Genomic DNA, 24,185 nt, shown 5'->3' on the forward strand with positions numbered 1-24,185 from the left:
GTTTATAAAAACTTATTGATTTAAATGTGGTAATATATGTATAAGATAAATAGGTAGTCGGCATAGCTGATGATCAAAATTTTGTAATTGTAATTACCCTGCCGTGAACAGGGTTTTTGGTTTTTTTGTCTATCTATCGCTAAAACTAATATTGCAAATGCAATCATTAGTGAAATAGCCTGATATGCAGACATAAGCTTCACCTCCTTATGTAAAGAGTTGCCTCCTTTCATCAGGATGGATCAGCTATGCAATAAAAAAATCTTTGATCATTTAAGTTCAAAGATTTTTCATTAAATAAAATTTAGGCATAACTATACCGACTGTTTGTTAAGTGAAAAAGCACCGATTGTAAAGAAAGTAATTCCCATTACCATTAAAACTATTGAGGGCAATATGGCTGCTTCAAAGCCCATTCCACTGCTTGCTATACCTTCTATTCCCTGCATAGCCCATTTTTGCGGTGTCAGCTCAGCCAATAGCAGCAGCGCTTTGTTATTTACTATTTCTAAGGGCCACATACAGCCGCCCAGCATAGATGTGCTCGTTAAAACTATGGGAGCTATTGAGCCAAGCTGCGCCTGAGTTTTTATAAATCCGGTCATCATTAATCCCAATGAAGTAACTGCAAATATGAATGCTGCTGAAACCAATAAAACTCCTGCCATGCTGCTGCCCCAATCGATTCCTATCAGATATTTCCCGCTTAAAATCAACACACCCATTTGAACTGCTCCCGTAATATAAGCAACTATCATGCTTCCTCCGAGAATGCCGGTTCTTGAAACCGGCGATATGAGCATTCTTTCCCATGTTTTATGCTGTTTGTCGTAAAGAATTGTTCCTATACCGAAAACCATGGTATACATTGAGAAAAATAACGTAAATCCGATCATGGAATGCATCAGTCCGTCATATCCTGTCTGAATGCCGGTTTCAGCAACTGTTGCTTCGACAGAAACGGTGGTTTTATACTTCCATGAATCCATAACATTTTCATAGCTTGATAACTTTATTTTTTCAAAATCTACGTCAGGCTTGGCGGATTGAATAAAAGCGGCAGTTACGTCTGCAATTCTGTTAGCTCCAGCCATTTTCATCGTAATGCTTGATACCATTTCCTGCAAAGTCAATATTACGGTATCATCCTTTACCTTAATAATTCCTAAGGAAATACTCAGTCCTTCTTCGACATCCCTTTGGAAGCCATCTTTGATTAAAAGACCCATACTTACATTGCCTTCTTCTATATCCTTTTCTGCGGCTTTTATATCTGTCTCTTTGAACTTAAAATCCTTGTATGTGTTTAACTCACTTATTAACATCTCAGAATAATAGCTTTTATCTTCATCAACTATATACACTGTTGGTTTGTAGGTAGTAAAGGATGCACCGAATATTGCCGTAAAACCAAGTGCCATTGCTGTCATAAATAAAAATATCATCCATTCATCTTTCAATCTAAGCAATCTTAACTTTATTACGCTTAACATTTCCGGTACCCTCCTTTCCTTTTAATACAACCACTGCCGCTACTGTAAATACCATACCCATAGCGATTAGTACTAATATATAATTCAAAATATCTGATGTCACATAACCGGCTATAACCTTTAAATATGCCCTTATGGCGATACCGTTAAGTGACAAAAAGCTGAGCTTTTGCATAAATTCCGGCATTAGATCTATTGGGAAGAAGCTGCCTCCCAAAAGTGCCATTACTTGTATTATTGCCGATTCAAACATATTTGCCATCTTGTAATTTCCTGCCCTATAGGTCAAAGCTCCTACAAATGAGCCAAGCCCCGCTACGGCAAATGAAGCCGTTATACTTATCAATATAATTGAACCGATATTGCCCCATTGAACCTTTAATGCGAAATGTGTAAATGTAATCATAACCGTAATTTGTAATAATGCTATTAAAAACACCGTCATAAAATTACCTGATAAAATTTCAAGTTTAGTGGTTCCGGCAATAACCATACGCTGATAGGTCCGATTGTCTTTTTCCTCTAACAGCATCCTTCCGCCAATGCCTGCAGCAAATAATATGAACATTGTCATCATTCCTACAGCATAATAGTCGGCACTGCTTATCTGTTTTCTTCCTTCCATTACCACGTTTTCTATACTTACATCAATGGACTTTATTACATCTGAAATACCTTCCATCAATTGTTCTAAATTGTCAAAACCGTCGCTTGAAATGTTGTTTGCCATAGAGGTTTCTATTACTACGTTTTTCCCTATAATTACGGTAGACATAGCATTTGAATATGCATCTATAACCGTATTAACTATTTTACCGTTCAGGTTTTTGTCCGGATGAGTCAGTATTTTTATATCGACCTTATTTCTAAAAGGGGTCAGAAGGTTTACCTTCATATCGTATATAAATTTGTCAGGCAAGAGTACAATTGCTGAAACCTCTTCACTGTTTAATTTATTTAACGCCTTTTTTTCATCTGAAACTACTGTGTACTTTATAATCTTAGATACATCTTCGCTTTCTAAGAAATCGTCGAAAAAAAAACTTTCGGGATTTACATCATCACCTGAATCAATAAGCTTTTGGATTGCATCCTCACCCATACTGTCGGCAATTAAACTGTTCTTCAATGATGATTTAAACATCAGGTTATCTTCATTTTCGTTATAAAGCTTTACGACTGCTATATTGATAGGTTCGAAATCAGAATCACCGCTTGCAAAAGAGCCCTTCAGGGCCATACTTAATATGGTAGTCAAAATTATCGGCATAAGAATCATTATTGCCAAAGCTTTTTTGTCACTCAGTATAATCTTTAAATCCTTTTTAATAATATTAATCTTCATTCAAATCACCTAATCTCTCAAAGCTTTGCCGGTTAAGTGCAAGAACACTGATTCAAGATTCGGCTTTTTAACATCTATCGTTTCTATCATCCATCCGTTTTCAGTAACCTTTGCGATAATATCTGCTAACAGAACGCCTGTACTGCTGCCGAATAAATTAATTTCATTTTCATTTATTTTTGCTTCATAAACGCCTTTAATTTCCATCAGGCTATTTACGACTTCATCATCAATTTTATTAAGCTTAAGATTTATCTGAGTTTTTTCCTTTACTAAGTCAACTAAATCCTGCTGATTTCCCGATGCAATAATATTTCCTTCATCCATGATGCAAAGCTCATTGCACAGATATTCAACTTCCTCCATGTAATGACTTGTGTAGATTATAGTCATACCTTGCTTATTGAGTTCCAATACGGTATCTAATATATGATTCCTTGATTGTGGGTCAATACCGACAGTCGGCTCATCCATTATCAGTAATTCGGGTTTATGAAGGAGAGCTGCGCCGATATTTAATCTTCGTTTCATACCGCCTGAATATTTATCAACTCTATCCTTTAGTCTGCCGTTTAATCCAATAATATCGGAAACCTCAAGAATTCTGTTTTTTAATTCCTGACCTTTCAATCCATTCACGCTTCCCCAGAATGATAAATTTTCATATCCGGTAAGTGTGGGATAAAGGGCAATGTCCTGCGGAACTACTCCAAGCTTTTGTCTTATTAACTTTGAATCCTTCAATATGCTTTTTCCTTCAAAAAATATATCTCCCTTTGTTGGTTCTATCAGTGTTGATATCATAGATATAGCAGTTGATTTTCCCGCACCGTTAGGTCCCAACAATCCAAATAACTGACCCCTTTTAACCTCGAAGCTAATATTGTTAACAGCTTTAATGTTCCCGAATTCTTTATACAAATTTTCTATTTTTAACATTTAAGCACCTCTAATTATTTTTAAATAAATCTTCCATTAAGCTTGGTATGTCTTCTGAATTTTCTGTATCCAATGTATTTTCTTCGGTTAATACCGGGAAATTAAATACTTGTTCCTTGTTAATATCCCAGCTTTTAACGTCTAAATTATACTCTGCCCTTTTAAGAGTAATTTTTTCGTCTGTAGAACTTATTGAATAGACTAAATTTTCATTCACTATATATCCGTCAATATCAACGAGAGCAGTATATTTAAAATTTTCTATTTCAAACTTATCTATGTTATCCTTAATATCTTTTAATACTTTGTCAAAGGTTATATCCTCAGCTATATCATCATTTTTAATAATTACATTTTCATTGTAGAAGCTTCTTAGCTTATCGTCTTCAGATGCAACTTCTATGATTTCCAGTATCAATTCTTTAATCTGTTCATTGCTTAATATAATTGTATACTCGGTTGTTTTAACATCTCCGTCAGGCGTTGTGATTATAATGTCTTTTCCTTTAAATACATCCTCTTCCTTCATTAATCCGATCCACTTTTCAGCAATTAGCTTCATTGTATCATCTGAAACCATCTGATTATAGTTTCCCGTATTTCTATCAGATTGCTGCATTTCACTTATCTTTATATACTTACCTATGACCGGCAGCTTCATAACTGCTTCTTCACCGTTCAAATACATATCAAAGTCATATCCTAAGCCGCCAAAATTAAGATAGTTTCTGAATATAGCTTTTTCTTCTTCATGATCAAACACAATGTTGAAGCTACCGCTCATTTCTTTAAAATTGTTAAGCTCATTTATATTTTCCTGAGATAATTCATCAGTATTGAAATCTAATTTCATGGAAATTTCTCCGGATGACTGACCTTTTTTAATTTGATTTGTTTTTTCAAGTGCCTTTTTATATTGTTCAAGATTATCTGTATTGCAAGCTGTCAATGTAACTATAGTCAGCGCTAATGCCAATATTACTATTAATATTTTTTTCATAATACACCCTCCATTTTGGGAGCAATCCCATAATATTTTTTCTATATTAGCATTTTATTACTTTAAATTTTAAATTTATAGTATCTTAAATCACATTTTATAAAATTCGGATGTGACTAAAGTCACAAAAAAACACAATTAGAGCGGTTTCTTACAGGTTGTTTTTTATAGTGAAAACCGCTAATTGTGTTCTATCCCTTAAGTCCAATTTTATTAACACTCTTGTTATGTGATTTTTAACAGTGCCCTTGCTTAAAAATAATTCCTCTGCAATTTCCTGATTGTTTTTGCCTTCTGCTATAAGCCGGCATATTTCAATTTCTCTTTCTGTCAACAATTCAACCTTTGAGTCAATGGGTTTATCCACAGTTTCCTTGGCTAACTGTGAAAACTTGTCTATTACCTTAACGGCAACCTCTGATTGTATCAAGCCGCCGCCATTGTATACAGTTCTTACCGCTTTAGCGATTTCTGCCGGTGATGTATCCTTTAACAAATATCCTGAAGCACCGTTTTTTAGTGCATCATAAATATATTGGTCATCGTTAAATGTTGTAAGAACTATTATTTTTATATCTGGAAAATCCTTTTTAATCTTAGCAGTAGCTTCAACACCGTTAACCTCAGGCATCTGAATATCCATAAGAACTACGTCGGGTATGTTCCACTTGCATTCTTCGTATGCCTTTTTTCCGTTATTTGCAGTACCGCTTATTTCTATGTCCTCTTCTGCTCCTAATATAAGCTTAAGACCCTGGACAAGAATGTCCTGATCATCAACTAATAATACCTTTATCATTATTCCTCCTGAAAATCCTTCGTCATGATGACAAAAAACCATTAACGGTAAATCCGTTTTCCGATTTAAATTCTACGATGCCATTTAATGCCTTTACTCTTTCTTTTATGCCCTTTATTCCGAATCCCTCATTTATTATATCTGCACCTGTACCATTGTCTCTGATGCTGAATTTAACATTGTCATCCTCATAATTAAGCTCAATCCAGATATTTGCAGCTTTACCGTGTCGAACGGCATTAGTCATTCCTTCCTGCAATATGTGATACAAAGCAGTATGCATATCATAATCTTGTATTATCTTTCCTGTTACATTTAATTTTATTTCAGTTCCCGTTTTTTCCGCAAATTCATCTACAAGCACATGAATGACCTTATCGGGTAACAATGATTTGCCCCTTAAGGTTTCTACAACCTCCCTGATTCCTTTTAAGCTGTCCTTTGCCGTTTTTATGGAGCTATCTAAAAGCTCCATAGATTTTGATGCATCTGTTTCCAAATAATGCTCTGTCATTTGCAGCTGCATGATTAATGATGTCATATTATGTCCTAAGTTATCATGTATATCTCTTGCTATTCTGTTTTTTTCCTCTATTATGGAAAGACGGCGTACCTCTTCCGTATATTCCTTTAATTTTTTATGAGTATCCAACAGCTCTCTATACAAGATGTCCTTCTTTTCCTTTTCTGTTTTATTATATTGTGCAAATATTGCAATTATCATTATTAATATATTTACAAGCATGAAAAAAATAAATTGTGAGAAGCTTGATATATTGAATTTAAAATAGACTAAGTAAATAAATTTAATCATTGAAAAAGCAGAAGCAACTATACAGGCTATAATTCCTTTACCGACACTTAATGTAATTGATGCCTCTATAAGTGTGATTATATAAAATGAGTGCAGAAAATAATTTATAAGCAGCCTGAAATTCTGTTCTAACAGGAATATGAGGACTGAATCTAAAATGAATGAAATGAAATAAATCTTTTTGCTGCTTATGAAATATTTTAATGAGCTGTTGATAATTAACACCAAAAATATTGATATGAGTATAGCCAATCTTGGCTGCTGTGCATTTTCAAGGTATAATGCAGCAAAAAACAGCAATGTTAATATTATTGTTTTTATAATATAAAAAGATTTTTTATCTTTTATCATATTTTACTCCAAAATTTTAGAAATTTTTATTAAAATTATTGATTTATGTGCATAAATGTGATAATATGTGCATAAGATAAATAGGTAGTCGGCATAGCTGACAATTTAAAGTTTTTTACTGATAATTACCCTGCCGCACAGGGTAATTATTTTCGTCCATTAACTATTGCTAATACTAATATTGCAAATGCAATCATTAGTGAAATAGCTTCGTATGTAGACATTCGCATCACCTCCTTATGGAAAGAGTTACCTCCTTTCATCAGGATGGATCAGCTATACCCTGTTACTACCTATTCAAATTATTTTACCATATTTTTGCAAATTTGAAAAGTTATTTTATACACAAAAAAGAGATCCCTCTTTTCTGCGAATAACAAACATCATGTCATTCCGAACGCAGTGAGGAATCTCATTCTATTGCTAATCCATTGCTATATCATATTTCTCTCTACCACCTGTTTTACAACAAATGTTGCAACGTGGTTTGCGAAGCTTCCTGAACCGAAGCCGGCATCGTAACCTAATTCCTGTGCCAATTCGTGAGAAATACGAGGACCGCCGCAGACCAATATTATTTTATCTCTCAAGCCCTCTGCCTCCATCATTTCAACAAGCTGAGTCAGGTTAGCAATATGGACATCTTTTTGTGTTACAACCTGAGAAACCAAAATAGCATCTGCTTTTAATTCAATCGCCTTGGCAATAAGCTCTTCGTTCGGAACCTGACTGCCCATGTTGATTGCCTCTATACCCTTGTATCTTTCAAGACCGTAATTGCCGTCAAAGCCCTTCATATTCATAATTGCATCTATACCTACGGTATGAGCATCAGTACCGGTACAGGCTCCTACTATTACTACATCTCTTTTAATATTTTCACTTATATAATCCTCTACTTCATGTCTATCCATGAATTCCATGCTTACCTTAGGAACTTCAATAGTTGTATAATCAACAGTATGAGTACATTTACCGTAAATTACGAAGTATGTGTATCCAACGCCTAAATCCTTGGAATAAACTACAGCCGGATCATCGAAGCCCATTTTAGCAGCTAACTGTCTTGCGGCCTCACATGCTTCATCACCGTATGGTACAGGCAAAGAGAAACTCATTTGAACCATTCCGTCGTTCAGTGTATCACCGTATGGTTTTACTTTAGTTAAATCAACCTTTTGAATACCTTCCATTACCTGTCACCTCCCAACATTAAATCGATAAATGGGTTAAAATAATTTTCGTGCTTTTCTACAACACCTTCCAAGCCCTTGCCGCCTGTAAAGCTTCTTTTTACGCCGCCGAATTTACCCTTTTCGATTGTATCAAAAATACCTTCATTTTCAATATCACGCAATAATTCTTCTGCCTTAGCCAGTACTTCCTGAGCTCTCTTTTGGATAATGCCGTCTTTTTTAAATTCTACTTCTTCACCAATGTTTCTTGCATTATTAAAAATATATTGAGCATTTTCAATTGAAAGCATTCTGTCCTGAAGATGAGGAGTATGGATTGCTTCCGTAGGCATACCTAAAAGCTGAATGCCCTGATTAGTCCAAACTGAAATAAAATTAAATAAGGCATCCTGCAAGTGTCCTTTGAATATATTTCCTGTCATGAATTTAGTAGGAGGCATATATTTTAAAGGGGCATCAGGGAATATTTCTCTTGCCATTTGTGCTTGAGCAAGCTCATATAAAAATCCGTTTTCAAGTGCTGGATTCATTTCAAAAGCATGACCTAAGCCCATTTGCTCTTCCGGTATACCTGCTTTTAATGCAAATTGTTCGTTTATAAACTGAGAAGCTAAAACTGTATGTGCTTCTTCAACAGCATCTGCCGTTGTTAAATAGTTGTCTTCTCCCGTATTTATGATTATGCCTGCAAAACCGTTGATAATTCTTGAGAAATATTGGTCAACCAATGTTCTTTGCATGTTGATGTCTCTGAATAATATGCCGTAAAGAGCATCATTAAGCATAACGTCTAATCTTTCCATTGCTCCCATTGCTGCTATTTCAGGCATGCAAAGACCTGAACAATAGTTGCAAAGACGTATATATCTTCCTACTTCTTCTCCAATCTCATCAAGAGCTCTTCTCATAATTCTGAAGTTTTCCTGAGTTGCAAATGTTCCTCCGAATCCTTCTGTAGTTGGTCCGTACGGAACGTAGTCTAACAAGCTTTGTGCAGTAGTTCTTATAACTGCTATAACATCGGCACCCTGTCTTGCTGCTGCCTGTGCTTGGATAACATCCTCATAGATATTTCCCGTTGCAACAATTACATACAAATATGGTTTTCTGCCTTCGCCGATAGTATTCAGATATTCATCTCTTTTTGCCCTGTTATTTCTGATTCTGTCAACCATTTTTTCAGCAGTTTTATAAACTGCTTCAATGATTTTGTTTTCATCGACGATTGGCAGCCTTGTTATGTCTGTTTCTCCCGCACTTACTCCTTCAGCTATTTCCTGAGGTGTCTTGCCTGTTTGTACCATTGCATTTCCTAACCAAAATGCAACTCCTCTCGAAAGTCCGCCACCTTCTTTTATATTGTCTATCAGCACATTCGGAAGCGGCTTGTCGATTTCATCTACACCGTCTACACCCATTAGTCTTGCAATTGTTCTTTCAACAGTTACGGTTGTATTCTTATCAATAAAAAGCTGAACATTTTCTGCTATACGACCGGCAGCTGATCGAGCACTGTCAATTAACTTCGGGTTTAAATTTAACTTGCTTTCCATGTTTCCTCCTTTAAAACGATTATTCTCTTATAGTTAGAGATAGTTTTCTGCATCCTTTATAATTCCCTCGTATATACCTGACATTTTTGCTATTTTTAAAGCATCCTTAGGTATATCTTTTTGATATTTAACCTCTATTAATCTATAGTCCATATATCTTGATATTTGTTCTACGTTGTTGATTTTATATAAATCGTGCTCGTTTAAAAGGTTAAGACCTGCAACCTGCAAATTTTGTACTTCATCGTCATTGGCCACATTATCATAATGTGTTGTAAGTACAGTTATACAAGCTTTCCTTTTCAGGTAATTAACTACTGCTTTGGTAATTGCATAACCTTCCTTGGGATTAGTGCCGCCTGCAAGCTCATCAATCAAAATCAGGCACTTCCTGTCTGAATTATCCAATGCTTCTTTTAAATTCATTATTTCTGCCCCGAAGGTGCTTAGCCCTTTTTCAATAGACTGATCATCTCCGACTGAAATGTATATATTATCAAACAAACATACTTCCGCATATTCGCACGGAACAAACAACCCAAAGCTTACCATGGCCGCAATTTGTCCAATCATTCTTAATGATACGGTCTTGCCGCCCATATTAGCTCCTGTGATGCATACAACATTTTTACGTATATTAATATCAACAGGAATATATTCCTTGTGCTTTTCCTTTAATGTTTTTTCAAGCTTAAGATTTCTTCCGGCTTTAATTATTATTTTAAGTTCATCTGTCACTGCAGGTTCAATTGACCTTGTCTTCTGAGCATAGTTTGCTTTGGCTATAATATAATCGGTTATACCTATTACTCGAATATTATTTTTTATTATATCGTAAAAACCTTTTATTTCCTTGGAAATATTTTGTCGAATTATGAATTCCTCTTCCTCTTCCTCATTCTTCAAATATTCCAGTTTCTTTTCTAATTCATCTATTTCATCATTATTTTTAATTTTAAAAATAATATTTAAATAATTTTCTCCAGAAACTCTCAAATTGCTGTCTTGTAATAATTCTTCCGTTCTTTCTTTTTGTGTCTTGCTTACCGTTACTTCATCTTTTAAATTAAATTTAATATTATATTTTTTTTCAATTTCTTCTTTTATTTTTTTGCTCAGTACAACAATATCTTTATCTGCTTGTTTTTTTTCTGCTCTTATTGCTTTTAGTCTTTTTGAATATTCATCATATATATAAAATGTGTTTAGCTTTTCATTTGCAGGGTCTAACATTTCATAAAGCTGCGGCAGAGGCGATAATTCTAAATCTCTCAATGATAAAGTTTTTAAAATTTTATCCATTCTCTCTGTTTGAATAAGGAAATTTTTTATTTCAAATAATTCAACTTCATCTAATACCTGGTTATTCTTTGCCCTCTCTAATGTTTCATATATGTTCTTAATATGTTTGAGCACATCAATGATATCTCGCCTTTTAGGAGTTTCAATAAATGCCCTAATTTTATTGAATTCTTCTTTTAAGTCTGCCTCTTGACCTATCCTAAACGGCTTAAACTCTGTTTTTACCCTGATACCATATTCTGTTATCGGCTTAATTTCATTAAAAATATAATCAAAGTTTATATTTTTAACAGTACCTTCAGCCATAAAATCAGCCATTCAAATCACCGCCCGCAACCACATCAATTATTTTAACCCCGCGAAGATATTTTTCCATTTCTGACTTAAATTCGACACTGTCAAAAAAATATCCTGTCGGGGATATAGGATTTAAGGTAACAGCAACAACGTTAATCGGTGCTAATACTTCTACCTTAAGCCCTTTTCTTCGCATTTCATTCCAAACATTAATGTCTGCGAATATTTTTGTTCCATCCTCTATAATTATTTTAATGCCTCTTAAATATTTATTGCCCTCTAAATCCTTTAACAAGGATGTTGTTAAAGCTCCCTTAATGAAAACATACGTTGTATTTTCATTAATTAATTCACTTATTTTTTTGCCTCCGGTAATACTTGTTTCTATATCCGGTATAGAAACCTCTCCCATATTCTGAATAATACAGGTTTTATTATACTTATTTGCAATGAATATCGGCTCACTGTCCGCTTTCTTTAAGGTAAAACACTCTACTGAATGGGCTGTCTTTTCTAAAACTTTTTTCATATCCCTGCTTAATACTGCACCTGTTGCAATAATGCAAGCATCGGTTATTACGGGAGATGAAACAGCCTTCCTGTCAATAGCTCCATCAATAAATACAATTTGCGCCCCATAATGATTAAGTTTTTTGCTTATTTTTTTCATGTCTAAAGCACTGACAGGTCCGGCAATCTGAATATTGCCTCTCTGTCTGACCTTAACTATTATAACTTCACCCATTGGAGTGCTTATACCCGTTGTTTCTAATATTTCTGTCTTGGCATCAGAAAGCAGCAATGTCTTTTTAGCTGTTGCAACAATCATTCCTTCTGTTACTGAAATTGAAGGCTTTTGAGTTTTCGTAACAAGATCTATACTTTCACCGTCTCTTCCGGTAGATGTGATGCCAATTCTTATTCCTGATTTTTCTGCCTCTTCTATGAGATAATTGAGCGTAACCGTCTTTCCTGCATTCTTCGCAAGCCCCACGATAGATACTGACTTATAATTTTTTGTTAGAATAAAATCAATTATCTTCATATATTACATCCTTAGGCAATGGATAGGCAATTGACTTGCGATTGACAGGCAATTGATAAATTAAATCCATCGCCAACCCATAGCTAATCCATAGCTAACCCATTGTTTATTTATGTGTTCTTTCTCTTCTTGCTAATTTTGTAGGTTCAAGTGCTAATTCATTACCCTGTAAAAGACCGGCAACTCCTGTTAACGGATCTTGCTTCTTACCCTGACATACGTCACAGGTACATTCTAAATCAGGTACATGAGGTTGAGTATAAGTTGTAATAACACCTTCATAGTTTCTTAAAATAACTTTGTCAGCTGATTGTGACAATACGTAGTTAGGCATTACAGGAATCTTTCCTCCGCCACCGGGTGCATCAACAACGAATGTCGGAACTGCATATCCGGATGTATGACCTCTCAAGCTTTCAATTATTTCAATTCCTTTTGCAACAGGTGTTCTAAAATGCTCAATACCAAGTGAAAGGTCACATTGATAGATATAATATGGTCTTACTCTGTTCATTACAAGCTTATGAACTAATTCTCTCATAATATGAGGACAGTCGTTAACTCCTCTTAATAAAACGGATTGGTTTCCTAAAGGAATACCTGCATCAGCAAGCTTTCTCAATGCTTCCATTGATTCAGGAGTAAACTCATTCGGATGATTGAAGTGAGTATTCAGCCATATTGGATGATATTTCTTCAACATATTTACCAAATCATCCGTAATTCTCTGAGGTAAAACAACCGGTGTTCTTGAACCGAGACGAATAATTTCTACATGAGGTATTTCTCTTAATTTTTTGATAATGTATTCTAATTTTTCATCGGAAACTAACAGACAGTCACCGCCTGATAACAATACATCTCTAACCACAGGTGTCTTTCTTATATATTCTATACACTTATCGATATTGTCCATTGAAACTTCATCATCGCATTGTCCGGCGAATCTTCTTCTTGTACAATGTCTGCAATACATTGAACATTGATCTGTAATTAAAAATAAAACTCTGTCAGGATATCTGTGAGTTAATCCCGGTGCCGGTGAATCAGTATCCTCATGTAACGGGTCAAGCATATCTGCCGGGCTCACATGAGTTTCCGTGAATGTTGGCACTGCCTGCATTCTTATTGGATCTCTCGGATCTTCCTTATCCATGTGAGCTGCATAGTATGGAGTAATTCCCATTCTGAATTTTTCAAGAACCTTAGAAATATCTTCTTCTTCCTGTTCTGTGATATTTATTATTTGTTTGATTTTTTCAACAGAATCGATTCTGTTTTCAACCTGCCACTTCCAGTCACTCCACTCTTCAGGTTTAACATCCTTCCATAGCTTAATTTCATTGTAATAAGCCATAATAATACCTCCTTTAATAATTTGTTTTACATAGAAATTAGTCATCCAAAGAGCTTGATTTTAAATTCAAGCCCTAAGATGACATTTTATATTATTGATTATTTTATGCGTATAATTTTGTATAAAGGTCTCTTAATTCTTTGCTTTCTCTCATTATTTGAATAGATGTATCTGCATGACCCTTTGTATAACCGTTTCCGATTATCATGTTAACGTCTTTGCCTACACCTTCAGCTCCTAAAGCCGCCTTTGTAAAGCTTGTCGCCATACTGAAGAAGTAAACAGTTCCTTCGTCTTTTGTTGCAAGTATTGCTGACATTTCACAGTTTGGTCTTGATACGCAGCTGATTACCAACTCACATAATTTACCGTCAGTTGCTTCCATAACCTTTTCATAAACTTCGATTGCATTTGTAGCATCGCCTGCGATACAAATATCTGCCAATCCAAGCTCTTTAACAGTTGCCAATGAAGCTTCTCTGTGTGCCCAGCAAATAACTTTGCCTGTAGGACCGACTTTTTTCTTAGCTTCGTATAAGCATAAAAGTCCTGATTTTCCGCCGCCGCCAAGCACCAATACAGTATCTCCCTCTTTAACTAATTTAATAGTTTGTGCAGGAGCTCCTGCTACGTCAAGTACTGACAATGCAAGATTTTCCGGAATGTCTGAAGGAAGCTTTGCATAAATACCGCTTTCAAATAATATTGCTTTACCTTTAATATCAACCTGATCGATATCCTTTCTTACTGTTAATATTTCCTCAATTGCAAGTGGTGTTAAAGATAAAGAAACTAATGTAGCAATTTTGTCTCCAATCTTTAAATCTGTTTTACCTTCCAATGCAGGTCCTATTTGTTCAATAGTTCCTATAAGCATACCGCCTGAACCTGTTACAGGGTTTTGATGCTTTCCTCTTTCAGCAACGATACCTTTCATAATTTCTTTGATTTTTTCTACATCACCGCCTGCCTGGTCTTTGATTTGTGTAAAACTTGCTGAGTCTACATTTAAAGTTTGTACGTTTATCAAAATTTCATTGTCGTAAATTTCCATTGTGTTATCGACTTTAAGTGCGGGCTGTGGCAGCACTCCTTTTGGTTCAATTACCCTGTGTGTTCCGTATGGATTTCCTTTTTTAAACATGGTACCTCCTGATTACTTTAATTAATGAGTTTTAGGCAGTAGAATGCATCAAATTTATTAGCTCATTATATTCGCATAAATTTGGTATTCTGTGCATTAGACCTACCGCTGTTTTTCAGAAAAAACACTCTGAAAAATGGGGTTAGGGCTTAAGTTTATTCGAATTTATATAATGCAATTATTATGCCAATTTCATTAAAACATTATAATAGCTATTTTTCAACGATTTTCTCAATTTACTTAATAACTTGATTTATGAGTGCCGAAAATTCAGCTTTTTGTATTGCTCTATAATTATTATTCTGCTATAATATTATTGTTGTTATTATAACATTTAACATTAATTATTTACACACATAATATATTAGAAAATAATAAAAGAGATTATAAAGGGGCAAATCAATGGATAACAGACCTATAGGAATTTTCGATTCAGGAGTTGGCGGACTTACCGTAATGAGAGAGGTTATGGAGCAGCTGCCATACGAAAATATAATATATTTAGGAGACACGGCAAGGATACCATACGGCTCCAAGTCTGATCAAACCATAAAAAAATATGCAAATCAATGCTCATCCTTTTTAATGAGCAAGGATGTAAAAACAATAGTTATTGCGTGCAATACCGCAAGTTCAATTGCATTGGAGAATGTACAAAAAAACTTTGATTTACCTGTATTAGGGGTTATTGATCCCGGAGCAAGAAGTGCTGCTCAAGCCACAGAAAATAAAAAAATCGGAGTAATCGGAACAATTGCAACAATTAACAGCAATGCATACCAGCAAAAAATTATGGAATATCTTCATGATGCGGAAGTAATCGGTATTCCATGCCCTCTTTTCGTACCAATTGTGGAAGAAGGATGGGAATATTCAAATATAGCTGAATTGACTGCCGAAAAATATTTAGATGAATTAATTGAACATGAAGTGGATACTTTAGTATTAGGATGTACCCATTATCCAATACTTCGATATACCATAAGAAAAGTTGTTGGTCAAAATGTAAAATTAGTAAACCCAGCCTTTGAAACAGCAAGAGATTTAAAGAGACTGTTAGAAGAAAACAATATGCTTAATGAGCATTTCGGCAAAGCCAAATACGAATACTATGCAAGTGATGCACCTGAACGCTTAAGAAGGATAGGAGGCAATTTCTTAAAAAAAGAAATTGACAATCTGCATGAAATTGCAATAGATAAACTTTAACAGGGGGATGAATATTGAATAAAACAAAAGTAAAAATCACAACTATACAAATACTCGATGAAGCAGGAAATGAAGATAAAATAGAACTATTAACCGAGGCAACTAAGGAATTTAACGGAGATTGCTTCATCATAGATTATGATGAAAGCGAAATTACACAAAGTGAAGGAAATAAAACAAGATTAAAAATTTACAAAGATAAATTAATTATGATAAAAATGGGAACTCTCTCCACTAAAATGGAGTTTGAAGAAAATAAAAACTCTACCAACATGTATACAACACCTTATGGAAGTTTTGATATTAGTTTCAAAACTATAATATATGATTATTCTCTTAATGAACTCGGAAACGGTTCCGTATATATTGAGTATAAAATTATCTTTGACGGAGCAGAAGAAGCCCTGAATAAAATAATGATTGATATTAATTAGACGAACTTTTTGTCATTTTATATAAACACGAACATTGTTGCTGATTTTCCGGCATAATGTGCCCAATATTAGGCGCTTAAAAGGAGAGCTTATGGAAATAAAATATTTTGATGCCTTAATACAGGCGATAGACATTATAAATGATGGAATTCACATAGTTGATGCAAGTGGTAAAATAGTTTATTATAATATTGCCGCTAAACATCTGGATGAAATTGACGTGGATAAAGCCATCGGAAGACATATATTAGAAGTTTATCCATCGCTGACTTTTGAGACAAGTACTTTGTTAAGAGTTTTACGAACAGGTAAACCCATTTATAATGTTGAGCAAAATTTTATAAATTACAAGGGTGACAAAATCTCTACCTTAAACTCGACAATTCCAATCTGCTATAACAATAAGGTTGTAGGAGCGCTGGAGGTATCAAGAAATATTACTAAAGTAAGAGAGTTATCGGAAAAAATTGTTTCCTTACAAAATGAATTATATGAAAAAAAGGAAAATCACGGGAAGCTCTCTAAGCCGTCTGCAAAATATACCTTCTTAGACATAATAGGTCACAATAAAGAGATACAAAAGCTTAAGGCGTTGGGGTTAAAAGCAGCGATTTCAGATTCACCCGTTATGGTTGCCGGGAGCACCGGTACAGGCAAGGAGCTTTTTGTTCAATCAATTCATAATTCCGGCAACAGGAAGTACAAGCCGTTCATAGCTCAAAACTGCGCTGCCCTTCCTTCCAACTTATTGGAAAGTATTTTGTTCGGTTCTGTAAAAGGAAGCTTTACGGGAGCCGAAAACAGACCCGGATTGTTTGAGCTTGCAAACGGCGGGACACTATTTTTGGATGAGATTAACTCTATGCCATTAGAGCTGCAGACAAAGTTATTGAGAGTCATACAGGACGGAAGAGTTCGAAGAGTCGGTTCAAGCAATACCATAGATGTGGATGTAAGGATTATATCTGCCATAAATACTGATATTAACAGAGTAATTGAAACTAAACAGCTTAGGCAGGACTTATTTTTCAGATTAAATGTTATAACTTTGGTTATACCTGAATTGTCTAAAAGAAAAGAAGATATACCAAGCTTAGCTGATCATTTTATACAAAAATACAATGAGAAATGCAATAAATTTTTTAGAGGAATTTCTAAAGAGGTGCTGGATATATTTTTAGATTACAGTTGGCCGGGAAATGTAAGAGAATTGGAGCACGCCATTGAAAGTGCCATTTCATTGTATGACGGTGAAATTATCAGAGAAGAGCATCTTCCGTTCCAGTTTAAAAATTATCAGCTAAATAGCAGCTATACTCCTGACACAAGCACAATACAACCCTTAAGTCAGGCAGTTGAGAAGGTTGAGAAGGAAATAATTTTGTCCGCATTGGAGCAGACAAGCTACAATATATCCAAAGCAGCAAAGCTTATTAACGTACCAAGGCAGACACTGCAATATAAAATAAAAAAATTAGATATACCTTCTTAAAGACAATGGGTAGGCAATGGACTTGCAGTTGACTATCAATTGACTTACGATAGATTCAAGAGCGCCTTGCGGCGCTCTTTTCTATTGCTTATCTATTGCTTCTGCGTATGTCTTAGTTCTGTCTGTTGAATAAACTCCTGTATTCTCAACCCTGCCTTTTTCTATGAATTCAAATAATTTTGATTTTAATTTTATATCTTCTAATCCTCTTTTTGTTTTAATTGCTTCGATTTCTTCAACCGTCAAAACCTCCTGAAGCTTTCTTTCCGTCTCTATGTCAAATAAAGGTTCTGATTTCTTATCCTTTCCAAAATCAACAAAGCAAAGAGGCGGAAACATTACACACCACCAGTTATTGCCCTCTGCCTTGCCGATTTCAATCCTCACTGCATCGTAATAACCTTCAGGCAAAACTATATCTTCGTATGTTTTTCGTGGAAACTTGAAATTACCGTAGTATACATTGACGTCGTAATCATAGCCTTCATTATTGATAATTTCTTCTGCTTCAATTCTGATCTCATTTATTTTTTTGATAATTACATCTTCACTTTTATCCTTGGAAGAAATATTTTCAAATTCATTATTAAACTTATTTACTATTTTATTTCTGACCTTGTATTTAAGCTGTTGGTCATAGACAGTGTCCGAATTTGCAATTACATGCAATCTTATAATCTTATCATTTATTTTTGCCATACCCGTATACGCTTCGACTGTATATGCAATTGTCATTGAAATAATAACAAATATGGCTGCTATTATTATTTTTCTATTATAATTCATTTGTCCTCCTTATCAATTTGGGGACATTCATCCTATCCCCAGAGAAATCCCTCTCAAAGAGAGGTGTGTCCCCTTTCCTCTAACTTATTTTACTAAGCCGGTACTTTTAATAACCATGTCTAAATGTATGTTTATATCTGCCGCCTCAAATATCTCGTCATATTTGTCGGCAATTTTTTCATAATCATGCTTATGGTACTTATATAAATCTTCCTTGATTTTTAACAAGTCTGCTCTATAAGAATTTTGCAATTTATCTAAGGCCTTTTCGGAAACCGTTAAAATATTTTTCGTAGCTTCTTCCTTAATTTTGTTTAAATAGCTCTGATCTTCAAGCTTGTTGCTTCCTATGATAAATGAATCTATGTAACTGTACAACGTAACATAGTAGTCAACCTTCAATTTATCATTGCTTAAATTTATTTTTTTTGTCATTATTATTTCCACTGCACCTAACGAAACATTTGTACCTTCAACTGTAATATTAACATTTCTGATTGTAGCTTTGCTTGGATCCAATAAAACCATTATGGCAGATACTTCTTCCGGTTCTAAAAAACCTATTAACTCATATTCTTTAAAAACTCCCGCTCTTTCAACCTTTAAGCTTTTTTCGTTGATTTCAACAACAGGTATCATTGCATTACCTGTCTTGCCAAGATCCAATATTGCTTCATCAAAGGTATAAATATCCTGATAGCTTTCTCTCTTAAGCTTAATGAGCATTTCGCTTAAAAATCTTCCCACAATTGGATTATGAGGGATTTCGGTATTAATGATATCCTGTGCCTTTCCTTTTGCAATGCAAATTTTAACCCTTCTGTTCATTTGAGGTGAACGCTGAATTTCATCAAAGATTCTTTTGACTGTTTCGGAATCTCTTGCTAAATCCTCACCAAGTACAATTACCTGCATCAACCTGTCGGAAATTACCTTTTCTGAATGAAGATAATTTATGGCGTAAAAGTCTGCAAAATTAATGCAGTCCTTAGTGTATACCAATCTTTGTTCTTCACTGCCCTCGTTTATTTTTGGAATTTCGGATGTAAAAGTCAAATTTTTGGCATTTTTATCAATTCCCACTGCAAATATATATTCCCTTTTATTTATTTCAACGCTGTCCCAACATCCTGTCAACACTATTGATGTTATAATTGTTATAATTAAAATTTTTATGCTTTTCATTTAAACCCTCTATATCAAATATATCGTCATTCTGAGGCGCAGCACGAAGAATCTCATGTACTCGAATGGAGATCCTTCGCTTTGGCGGATGACATAGTAGCTCAGGATGACAAATTTTTTTGTTTCTTTCTATCAACTAAAACAGCTGTTAACGGAATCAATAAATTTAAACCGCTAAGAATAATTATCGGCCATTGTATATATGGAAACATCATGTACATTCCGGGCAACACTGCTGCCATAAAATATAAAATCGGTATCTGCATATAAATAAAAAATCCGTTTTCTCTTGTTTTAAATGTTTCCTGCATCGCTATATTTGTAAAGTATGCAATAATGCATATGCAAGAAAATGTAACTATAATTTGAAAGCATAAACCCACAATTTCAGTGCTTTCAAAGAAAAATCCGGGTATATTTACATATTTCATAACAGAAATGAACGGCCATACCAAGTGTACTGATTCCTTTATGCCAAACTTAACAATTATCATCAGGTAGCATGCCACATACAAAATGGTACTGAATATAATATATTTTTTGCTGATTCCCCTGTTGTTTTCCTGAACAGTTACTTTACTGTTTGAAAACAGCAGTATTGTGAAACCGAAAAATCCAAGTATTGCTCCCGGCACTGATTTTAAAACACCTGCTACATCAGCAGGATATATTGGAAAAACATTTGAATAGTCGGCATAATATGTTGAAAATATCATTATAAAAATATATGGTATAAAGGCAATTAAAACTGTTATAGCACTGATGTTTGCAATTGTTTTTATTCCCTTTTTAGTTGCATAGCTTGCTGTCAGCAATATTACAATGATTATTGAACTTAAAGGAGTTTTGAACAGCATCATCAATTTTATTTGCTCGGCGAAATCCTTCATCAATATGCTGTTTGCAGTTAAAAACATAATTATGTAGTAAATCCCGATTAGCCTTGATATGAAATTAGGAAATATTTTATTTGATATACTTAAAAAAGAATCATCTTTATATTTAATCAGCAGCTTGTTAATCGGTCTTAATGAAAAATATAAAACGGCAGCAGCAATTATTATCGTCATCCATCCAACAGGTCCGTCTATTTCTGAAAGCAAAAGAGGCATAAGTATTGATTGAAATGCAAATGACACTAATATTAAAATTGATAAATTTTGATATGGGGTAATATTCTGGTTAAACATTTATTTGCCCTTCTCCTTTTCAACCTGCAAATATATCGGTTTTCTGACTAAATCATGGATTTTAGGTCTGATAACCGTATCCTTTAAATCCCTTCTTCTTTCAACAAAATGGGTCATAGGTGTCAAATAAGGTACTCCAAAGCTTTTCAATGTGCACAGATGTATAATTAGTATACATAGACCGATTGAAATGCCAAACAACCCGAAAGTCGAAGCAAGTATAATAAACCCAAATCTGATCATCCTCAGCGACGTACTGAAATTATAGCTTGGTATTGCAAAGGAAGCCAAACCGGTCAATGCAACTATTATTACGGCAATAGGTGTTATTAAGCCGGCCTCAACCGATGCTGAACCAATAACCAAACCGCTTACCAAGCCGATTGTTGAACCAACAGGAGTTGTAATTCTTAAAGATGCTTCTCGTACAAGCTCCATTACCAGTTCCATAAGCAATGCCTCAAAATATGGGGGGAATGGTACGTTAGCTCTTGAAGCAGCTACATACAGTGCAAGCTGGGTAGGAAGCATATTCGGATGAAATTGTGCTACGGCCACATATATTGCAGGTAAAAGCATAACTATAGGCAGAGCTATGTATCTTATCATTCTTATCAAACAAGACAACATCCATCTTTCATAATAATCCTCCGATGACTGCATAAAAGATATAAATGTTGCGGGTGCCATCAGTACAGTAGGAGTGTTATCAACTGCAATTACAACTCTGCCTTCAAGCAAGGCAGAAGCTGCAGCATCCGGTCTTTCGGTATTTTCAACTTGAGGAAACGGTGAATACGTATCATCTTCTATTAGTTCCTCTATATATGAGCTTTCTAAAACTGCTTCTATCTCGATATTATTTATTCTTTTTTCAACTTCATCTAATACAGTTTTGTTCACAATATCTTCTATGTATAATAATGTTATATCAGTCTTGGATCTTGTACCAATTTGTAAATATTTTACTTTTAATCTTGGGTCTCTGATTCTTCTCCTGATAAGGGTGATATTTACCTTCATTGTTTCAATAAAACCGTCTCTTGCTCCCCTGATAAGCGTTTCTGCCGCCGGCTCCTGAATTCCTCTTATTTGCCATCCTCTTGATGAAAGCCATATTGCTTTTGAGCAAGTTTCCACAAATAAAATTGTTTCTCCGGACAGGGCTTTGTCCACACATTCCTGCAATGTTTGTACGGTACCTAATTCAGTTATGGCAATATTTGAATTCAAAACTTCATTTTGTAATTCTTTTCCGCTATCCTTTTTTAAGTTTTCTAAATTAATAGAATCCATTAAAGTCTGAATTGCATACTCACTTATAGAATCCTTAGTAGTCATACCATCAACATAAAAAATCAAAATATTTAACTTTTTATTTTGTCCTACCTTCATATTGCGAAAAATTATGTCATTAGCATCCTTAAATACTTCCTTTAGAACAGCTTCATTCTTTTTTAAGTCAATATCCACATTAATATTAGTTAAATCCTGATAAATACTCATAATATCTCCTAAATATTTTTTGTTACAATAGCAGCTATTGCAATTAATCCGTAAATAATTCCCGTAAACCTGACAATTTTATAATCTCTGTGAAAGTTTTTCCGTTTAAGCCCTTTACTGGTTTTAAAAATTAATATATAACTTATTATTAAAAAAATAATTATAACATCGCTGTTTAAAATTGGTTTTATATGATTAATTAAAGACATAGTATCTCCCTTATCAAAAAATATAACATTAATAGTAATATTTGCAAAAAACCTTCAATTTATACCAATAATTTTATACTGTTTTTATTGCACATACAGCATAAGCGACCGACACCAAGGGAACTAATTTAATGCGAATTAGTATTAGTTTGTCCAATAATATGGAATTAATACATTATGTTAGATTAAGAATGTTTATTGAAATTTAATGTGCTTTGTGATAAAATCAATTTGTAAATATTCATATATACATATTTGCATTTATAACATAATACTATTTAACAATTAATATTTTACGGATATATTTGGCATGATTATTGCATTATTTTATGTAAATAAAATTTAGGGAGGAATAACATGAAAAAAGCAGTTATCGTTTCAGCAGCAAGAACGCCGATTGGCGCATTTGGTGGTGCATTTTCATCATTATCAGCTGTAGATTTAGGTGTAATAGCAGCAAAAGAAGCTATCAAAAGAGCAAAAATCGAACCTTCACAGGTAGAAGAAGTTTATTTTGGTAATGTATTGGGTGCAGGATTGGGACAAAATGTAGCAAGACAGGTTACGCTTGGATCCGGTATACCGGTAGAAACACCGGCAATAACAATTAATATGGTTTGCGGCTCCGGTTTAAGAGCAGTTAGCATGGCAGCACAATTTGTTGAAAGTGGACAATGTGACATAATTTTGTGCGGCGGAACAGAAAGCATGACAAATGCTCCATATTTATTGCCAAAAGCAAGATGGGGACATAGAATGGGCGATGGAAAAATAGTTGATTACATGGTTTATGATGGATTAACAGATGTTTACAATCAATACCACATGGGAATCACAGCTGAAAATATCGTTGAGCAGTGGGGACTTACGAGAGAAGAACAAGACAGAATAGCTGTTCAAAGCCAAAACAGAGCAGAAGAAGCTCAAAAACTTGGAAAATTCAAAGAAGAAATAGTTACTGTGGAAATTCCTCAAAGAAAAGGAGATCCAATCATTGTTGATATGGATGAATATCCAAAACACGGAACAACAATGGAAAAAATGGCTAAATTAAAACCTGCATTTAAAAAAGACGGAACAGTTACCGCTGGTAATGCATCGGGAATAAATGACGGAGCAGCAGCTTTAATTATAATGAGCAAGGACAAGGCAGAAGATCTTGGCTTGGAATATATATGTGAAATAGCCGGATATGGTTCAGCGGGAGTTGATCCAAAAATAATGGGTATCGGACCTGTGCCTGCTACTAAAAAAGCATTGGCTAATGCCGGATGGGCTGTAGAAGATTTAGATTTAATTGAAGCTAACGAAGCATTTGCAGCTCAGGCAGCGGCAGTTGTCAAAGAACTTGGCTTTAAGGAAGAAATAACAAATGTAAACGGCGGTGCAATAGCTCTCGGACATCCTATAGGAGCATCCGGAGCAAGAATATTAGTTTCACTTATATATGAAATGGCAAAAAGAGATGCAAAAAAAGGTCTCGCTACATTATGTATAGGCGGAGGAATGGGAACAGCGCTTTTAGTAGAAAGAAAATAA

23 protein-coding genes are annotated in these 24,185 nt (G+C 34.5%); 4 read left to right on the forward strand and 19 right to left on the reverse strand.

Translation table 11 applies throughout. The features are described from left to right. Positions 1-20: 20 nt before the first annotated feature. The 14 genes from RT412_RS17135 to RT412_RS00545 form a co-directional block, all read right to left on the reverse strand. Positions 21-233: a putative holin-like toxin gene (locus tag RT412_RS17135; RefSeq protein ID WP_398438627.1), complete on the reverse strand. Its 213-nt coding sequence runs from the start codon at positions 231-233 to the stop codon at positions 21-23. 81 nt (positions 234-314) lie between these two features. After that, positions 315-1,493 (reverse strand): ABC transporter permease, encoded by a 1,179-nt coding sequence (locus RT412_RS00490; RefSeq protein ID WP_313339212.1) that lies wholly within the window; start codon positions 1,491-1,493, stop codon positions 315-317. After that, a complete protein-coding gene (locus RT412_RS00495; protein ID WP_313339214.1) occupies positions 1,462-2,838 on the reverse strand; it encodes an ABC transporter permease in 1,377 nt (458 codons plus the stop codon). The genes RT412_RS00490 and RT412_RS00495 overlap by 32 nt, the downstream gene beginning before the upstream one ends. Positions 2,839-2,847: 9 nt before the next feature. Beyond that, entirely contained in the window at positions 2,848-3,777 is a 930-nt protein-coding gene (locus RT412_RS00500; protein WP_313339216.1) for an ABC transporter ATP-binding protein, read from the reverse strand. Between the two features lie 10 nt (positions 3,778-3,787). Further along, positions 3,788-4,777 carry a hypothetical protein gene (locus tag RT412_RS00505; protein WP_313339218.1) on the reverse strand — a complete coding sequence of 330 codons (990 nt, stop codon included), beginning with the start codon at positions 4,775-4,777 and terminating at the stop codon, positions 3,788-3,790. A gap of 151 nt (positions 4,778-4,928) precedes the next feature. Continuing rightward, positions 4,929-5,576, reverse strand: a complete 648-nt coding sequence (locus RT412_RS00510; protein ID WP_313339220.1) for a response regulator transcription factor — start codon at positions 5,574-5,576, stop codon at positions 4,929-4,931. Positions 5,577-5,598: 22 nt separating this feature from the next. Continuing rightward, complete coding sequence (locus RT412_RS00515; RefSeq protein WP_313339222.1) at positions 5,599-6,741, reverse strand: sensor histidine kinase; 1,143 nt, start codon at positions 6,739-6,741, stop codon at positions 5,599-5,601. Between the two features lie 146 nt (positions 6,742-6,887). Continuing rightward, entirely contained in the window at positions 6,888-7,004 is a 117-nt protein-coding gene (locus tag RT412_RS17140; RefSeq protein WP_398438632.1) for a putative holin-like toxin, read from the reverse strand. Positions 7,005-7,175: 171 nt separating this feature from the next. Next, entirely contained in the window at positions 7,176-7,934 is a 759-nt protein-coding gene (locus RT412_RS00520; protein ID WP_313339223.1) for an OAM dimerization domain-containing protein, read from the reverse strand. After that, positions 7,934-9,490: a lysine 5,6-aminomutase subunit alpha gene (locus RT412_RS00525; RefSeq protein WP_313339225.1), complete on the reverse strand. Its 1,557-nt coding sequence runs from the start codon at positions 9,488-9,490 to the stop codon at positions 7,934-7,936. Before RT412_RS00525 ends, RT412_RS00520 begins: the two co-directional genes overlap by 1 nt. A 33-nt stretch (positions 9,491-9,523) precedes the next feature. Beyond that, positions 9,524-11,110: a MutS-related protein gene (locus tag RT412_RS00530; protein WP_313339227.1), complete on the reverse strand. Its 1,587-nt coding sequence runs from the start codon at positions 11,108-11,110 to the stop codon at positions 9,524-9,526. Then, on the reverse strand, positions 11,103-12,134 hold the full coding sequence (locus tag RT412_RS00535; RefSeq protein WP_313339229.1) for a hypothetical protein: 1,032 nt from the start codon (positions 12,132-12,134) through the stop codon (positions 11,103-11,105). The genes RT412_RS00530 and RT412_RS00535 overlap by 8 nt, the downstream gene beginning before the upstream one ends. A gap of 106 nt (positions 12,135-12,240) precedes the next feature. After that, the gene (gene ablA / locus RT412_RS00540; protein ID WP_313339231.1) at positions 12,241-13,491 is read right to left on the reverse strand and encodes a lysine 2,3-aminomutase; all 1,251 of its coding nucleotides are present in this window, start codon (positions 13,489-13,491) and stop codon (positions 12,241-12,243) included. Positions 13,492-13,594: 103 nt separating this feature from the next. Continuing rightward, positions 13,595-14,635 (reverse strand): L-erythro-3,5-diaminohexanoate dehydrogenase, encoded by a 1,041-nt coding sequence (locus RT412_RS00545; RefSeq protein ID WP_313339233.1) that lies wholly within the window; start codon positions 14,633-14,635, stop codon positions 13,595-13,597. 402 nt (positions 14,636-15,037) lie between these two features. On the opposite strand from RT412_RS00545, the gene murI reads away from it, so the two are divergent. The 3 genes from murI to RT412_RS00560 all read left to right on the forward strand — a co-directional run bounded on the left by murI (position 15,038) and on the right by RT412_RS00560 (position 17,770). After that, positions 15,038-15,844, forward strand: coding sequence for a glutamate racemase (gene murI / locus RT412_RS00550; protein ID WP_313339235.1), 807 nt, complete (start codon positions 15,038-15,040; stop codon positions 15,842-15,844). Between the two features lie 14 nt (positions 15,845-15,858). Beyond that, positions 15,859-16,278, forward strand: a complete 420-nt coding sequence (locus tag RT412_RS00555) for a DUF1934 domain-containing protein (protein WP_313339237.1) — start codon at positions 15,859-15,861, stop codon at positions 16,276-16,278. A gap of 91 nt (positions 16,279-16,369) precedes the next feature. Next, the gene (locus tag RT412_RS00560) at positions 16,370-17,770 is read left to right on the forward strand and encodes a sigma 54-interacting transcriptional regulator (RefSeq protein WP_313339239.1); all 1,401 of its coding nucleotides are present in this window, start codon (positions 16,370-16,372) and stop codon (positions 17,768-17,770) included. Positions 17,771-17,851: 81 nt separating this feature from the next. Here the strand turns inward: RT412_RS00560 and spoIIR are convergent, their stop codons facing one another. The 5 genes from spoIIR to RT412_RS00585 form a co-directional block, all read right to left on the reverse strand. Beyond that, entirely contained in the window at positions 17,852-18,556 is a 705-nt protein-coding gene (gene spoIIR / locus RT412_RS00565) for a stage II sporulation protein R (protein WP_313339241.1), read from the reverse strand. A gap of 84 nt (positions 18,557-18,640) precedes the next feature. Then, positions 18,641-19,741 (reverse strand): Ger(x)C family spore germination protein, encoded by a 1,101-nt coding sequence (locus RT412_RS00570; RefSeq protein ID WP_313339243.1) that lies wholly within the window; start codon positions 19,739-19,741, stop codon positions 18,641-18,643. 101 nt (positions 19,742-19,842) lie between these two features. After that, positions 19,843-20,931 carry an endospore germination permease gene (locus RT412_RS00575; RefSeq protein WP_313339245.1) on the reverse strand — a complete coding sequence of 363 codons (1,089 nt, stop codon included), beginning with the start codon at positions 20,929-20,931 and terminating at the stop codon, positions 19,843-19,845. Next, complete coding sequence (locus RT412_RS00580) at positions 20,932-22,437, reverse strand: spore germination protein (RefSeq protein WP_313339247.1); 1,506 nt, start codon at positions 22,435-22,437, stop codon at positions 20,932-20,934. An 8-nt stretch (positions 22,438-22,445) separates the two neighbouring features. Further along, positions 22,446-22,646, reverse strand: coding sequence for a CLC_0170 family protein (locus tag RT412_RS00585; protein ID WP_313339249.1), 201 nt, complete (start codon positions 22,644-22,646; stop codon positions 22,446-22,448). A gap of 357 nt (positions 22,647-23,003) precedes the next feature. Here RT412_RS00585 and RT412_RS00590 point away from each other — a divergent pair, with 357 nt between their 5' ends. Further along, positions 23,004-24,185 (forward strand): acetyl-CoA C-acetyltransferase, encoded by a 1,182-nt coding sequence (locus RT412_RS00590; RefSeq protein ID WP_313339251.1) that lies wholly within the window; start codon positions 23,004-23,006, stop codon positions 24,183-24,185.

Origin of the sequence: Sedimentibacter sp., assembly GCF_032080165.1 — a bacterium.
Lineage (GTDB): Bacteria > Bacillota > Clostridia > Tissierellales > Sedimentibacteraceae > Sedimentibacter.

Bases quoted from the DNA above. Each gene is read 5' to 3' on its own strand.
- RT412_RS00580 (WP_313339247.1), bottom strand. From the start codon at position 22,437: ATGAGTATTTATCAGGATTTAACTAATATTAATGTGGATATTGACTTA.
- RT412_RS00495 (WP_313339214.1), bottom strand. From the start codon at position 2,838: ATGAAGATTAATATTATTAAAAAGGATTTAAAGATTATACTGAGTGAC.
- RT412_RS00520 (WP_313339223.1), bottom strand. From the start codon at position 7,934: ATGGAAGGTATTCAAAAGGTTGATTTAACTAAAGTAAAACCATACGGT.
- RT412_RS00525 (WP_313339225.1), bottom strand. From the start codon at position 9,490: ATGGAAAGCAAGTTAAATTTAAACCCGAAGTTAATTGACAGTGCTCGA.
- spoIIR (WP_313339241.1), bottom strand. From the start codon at position 18,556: ATGAATTATAATAGAAAAATAATAATAGCAGCCATATTTGTTATTATT.
- RT412_RS00585 (WP_313339249.1), bottom strand. From the start codon at position 22,646: ATGTCTTTAATTAATCATATAAAACCAATTTTAAACAGCGATGTTATA.
- RT412_RS00510 (WP_313339220.1), bottom strand. From the start codon at position 5,576: ATGATAAAGGTATTATTAGTTGATGATCAGGACATTCTTGTCCAGGGT.
- RT412_RS00490 (WP_313339212.1), bottom strand. From the start codon at position 1,493: ATGTTAAGCGTAATAAAGTTAAGATTGCTTAGATTGAAAGATGAATGG.
- RT412_RS00530 (WP_313339227.1), bottom strand. From the start codon at position 11,110: ATGGCTGATTTTATGGCTGAAGGTACTGTTAAAAATATAAACTTTGAT.
- RT412_RS17135 (WP_398438627.1), bottom strand. From the start codon at position 233: ATGAAAGGAGGCAACTCTTTACATAAGGAGGTGAAGCTTATGTCTGCA.
- RT412_RS00575 (WP_313339245.1), bottom strand. From the start codon at position 20,931: ATGTTTAACCAGAATATTACCCCATATCAAAATTTATCAATTTTAATA.
- RT412_RS00535 (WP_313339229.1), bottom strand. From the start codon at position 12,134: ATGAAGATAATTGATTTTATTCTAACAAAAAATTATAAGTCAGTATCT.
- RT412_RS00505 (WP_313339218.1), bottom strand. From the start codon at position 4,777: ATGAAAAAAATATTAATAGTAATATTGGCATTAGCGCTGACTATAGTT.
- RT412_RS00515 (WP_313339222.1), bottom strand. From the start codon at position 6,741: ATGATAAAAGATAAAAAATCTTTTTATATTATAAAAACAATAATATTA.
- RT412_RS00545 (WP_313339233.1), bottom strand. From the start codon at position 14,635: ATGTTTAAAAAAGGAAATCCATACGGAACACACAGGGTAATTGAACCA.
- ablA (WP_313339231.1), bottom strand. From the start codon at position 13,491: ATGGCTTATTACAATGAAATTAAGCTATGGAAGGATGTTAAACCTGAA.
- murI (WP_313339235.1), top strand. From the start codon at position 15,038: ATGGATAACAGACCTATAGGAATTTTCGATTCAGGAGTTGGCGGACTT.
- RT412_RS00560 (WP_313339239.1), top strand. From the start codon at position 16,370: ATGGAAATAAAATATTTTGATGCCTTAATACAGGCGATAGACATTATA.
- RT412_RS17140 (WP_398438632.1), bottom strand. From the start codon at position 7,004: ATGAAAGGAGGTAACTCTTTCCATAAGGAGGTGATGCGAATGTCTACA.
- RT412_RS00500 (WP_313339216.1), bottom strand. From the start codon at position 3,777: ATGTTAAAAATAGAAAATTTGTATAAAGAATTCGGGAACATTAAAGCT.
- RT412_RS00590 (WP_313339251.1), top strand. From the start codon at position 23,004: ATGAAAAAAGCAGTTATCGTTTCAGCAGCAAGAACGCCGATTGGCGCA.
- RT412_RS00570 (WP_313339243.1), bottom strand. From the start codon at position 19,741: ATGAAAAGCATAAAAATTTTAATTATAACAATTATAACATCAATAGTG.